This window comes from Mesorhizobium sp. M7A.F.Ca.CA.004.04.2.1 (assembly GCF_004022825.1).
Lineage (GTDB): Bacteria > Pseudomonadota > Alphaproteobacteria > Rhizobiales > Rhizobiaceae > Mesorhizobium.
The window spans coordinates 1-2,540 of the sequence record NZ_RZPH01000894.1 but is presented as its reverse complement, the minus strand read 5'-3'; the positions used below and the strand labels follow the sequence as shown (position 1 = coordinate 2,540).

The following is a 2,540-nucleotide window of genomic DNA, read 5'->3' as shown; positions in this document are numbered from 1 at the left end:
GGAAGGCAAGAGAAAAGCCGAGGCAACGGCATGATCGCCATCGATGCAAAGCGCCTGCTTGGCCGTATCCGCGAACTCGGTGCCGTCGGTCGCGACGGCGAGGACAGGCTGATCCGGCTGGCCGCCTCCGACACCGACAAGCAGGGCCGCGATCTCTTCGTCGGCTGGCTGCGGCAGGCCGGACTCGATGTCGCCATCGACCGGGTCGGCAATATTTCGGCACCTGGCAAAGCCCGGACAACAGGGAGCAGGCGCCGCTGCTCATCGGCTCGCATATCGACACCGTCATCGATGCCGGCATCTATGACGGCTGCTACGGGGTGCTTGCCGGGCTGGAAGTGATCGAGACGCTCAAGGCGACAGGCTTTTCGCCGTCGCGCCCGATCGCGGTCGCCGCTTTCACCAATGAGGAGGGCGTACGCTACACGCCCGACATGATGGGCTCGCTGGTCCACGCCGGCGGCATCGATGCCGAAACGGTGCTGGCGGCCGTCGGCACGGACGGCAGCGTGCTGGGGCAGGAACTCGCCCGCATCGGCTATGCCGGCGACCGGGAGCCCGGCTTCCTCAAGCCGCACGCCTATCTCGAACTGCACATCGAACAGGGGCCGGTGCTGGAACGCGAAGGTTTGCCGATCGGCGCGGTGGAGAATCTGCAGGGCATCTCCTGGCAGCGTATCACCATAGAGGGCGTCGCCAATCATGCCGGCACCACGCCGATGTCGATGCGCAACGATGCCGGCCACGCCGCCGCCCGGACCATCACCTTCCTGCTCGACCGGATCAAAGCCTCGAACGCGCCGACGGTGGCGACCGTGGGTACGATCCGCTTCGAGCCGAATGCCATCAACGTCATTCCCTCGCGCGCCGTCTTCACCATCGATCTGCGCGACCCCGACGAACAGCGCCTGCAGGCGGAGGAGGCGGCGCTTGCCGCCTATCTCGAGCAGCTTGCCACCGATGAGAACGTGACGATCTCGGTCGAGCAACTGGCTCGCTTCGAGCCGGTGATCTTCGACCTTCGCATCGTCGAACGAATCGAGGCGGCCGCGAAACGCCGTGGCCTTGGCGTCAGGCGCATGACGTCCGGCGCCGGCCACGATGCACAGATGCTGGCGCGCATCGCACCGGCGGCCATGATCTTCGTGCCGAGCGCCGATGGCATCAGCCACAGTCCGCGCGAACACACCGAAGATTCCGAGCTTGTTGCCGGGGCCAACATCCTGCTTGATGTGGCCGCGCAACTGGCAAACTAGGTCAGAAGGGGCGGAAAATGTCTGAACTCGATCGCGATGCGCTGAAGCAGGAAATGATTTTCTGGCGGCGCGATCTGCACGCGCATCCCGAATTCGGTTTCGAGGAGAAGCGTACCGCAGCCTTCGTCGCTGCCAAACTGCGTGAGTTCGGCCTCGATGACGTCAGCGAAGGCGTCGGCGGCACCGGTATCGTCGGCACGTTGACGCGCGGCAGCGGCAATCGGGCGATTGCGCTCAGGGCCGACATGGATGCACTGCGCATATCAGAACAATCGGACGCACCCTACCGGTCCGGCAATCCTGGCATCATGCATGCCTGCGGCCATGACGGCCACACCACCATGCTGCTCGGCGCGGCAAAGCTGCTGGCAGGTGAGGGCGGTTTCGACGGCACCGTGCGCTTCGTCTTTCAGCCGGCCGAGGAATGGGGCAGGGGCGCACTCGCCATGCTCGACGATGGGCTGATGCAGCGCTTTCCCTTCGACGAGATCTTCGGCCTGCACAATATGCCCGGCTTGCCGATCGGGCATTTCGAGACCCGTGCCGGCCCCATAATGTCGGCCGAGGATATCTTCGAGATCGTGCTCAAAGGGCTCGGCGGCCATGCCGCGCGGCCGCATGCGGGCAATGAGACGCTGGTCGCCGCCTGCGCGCTGGTCACCAATCTGCAGACCATCGTCTCGCGCCGGCTGAGCCCGGCCGACATATCGGTGGTTTCGGTGACCGAGCTGATCACCGACGGCACCCGCAACGCTCTGCCCGGCCTTGCCCGCATCCTCGGCGATGCGCGCAGCTTCCGCCCCGAGGTCAGCGCCGAGATCGAGCGGCAGATGCGCATCATTACGCAGGGCACCGCTGCCGCCTACAATGTCGCGGCCGAGGTCAATTACAGCAGGGAGTTCGTGCCGCTGCGCAACGATGCTGAAATGGTCGATGCAGCATTTGCCGCCGCAAGGCACGTCTTCAAACCCGGCAACATCGCCGTCGCTCGCGAGCCGATGACCGCCTCCGAGGATTTCGCCCGCTTCCTCGACCATGTGCCGGGCTGCTTCGTCTTCCTCGGCAATGGCGAGGGCTCGGCGCCGCTGCACAATTCCAGCTACGATTTCGACGATGACGGGCTGTTGTTCGGCACGAATTTCCATGTCGCGCTGGTCAGGCAACAATTGGGCGGCGAGGCGGGAAGATGAAGGAGATTGCCGGGATGCTGGCCAGGACAAGCTTGTGACGGACCGGCGACCGATAGGGCAGTGCGCCTCGGTACGCTTTTAACAAAGATAATCC

At 64.7% G+C, this 2,540-nt stretch carries 1 protein-coding gene and 1 pseudogene; both read left to right on the top strand.

Annotated elements, in window-relative coordinates; translation table 11 throughout:
* Nucleotides 1-30 precede the first annotated feature (30 nt).
* Nucleotides 31-1,256 (top strand): annotated as a pseudogene (locus EN893_RS28800) (Zn-dependent hydrolase).
* 17 nt (nt 1,257-1,273) lie between these two features.
* The gene (locus EN893_RS28795) at nt 1,274-2,446 is read left to right on the top strand and encodes a M20 aminoacylase family protein (protein WP_127273269.1); all 1,173 of its coding nucleotides are present in this window, start codon (nt 1,274-1,276) and stop codon (nt 2,444-2,446) included.
* The last annotated feature ends 94 nt before the right edge of the window (nt 2,447-2,540 follow it).

Bases quoted from the DNA above. Each gene is read 5' to 3' on its own strand.
- EN893_RS28795 (WP_127273269.1), top strand. From the start codon at position 1,274: ATGTCTGAACTCGATCGCGATGCGCTGAAGCAGGAAATGATTTTCTGG.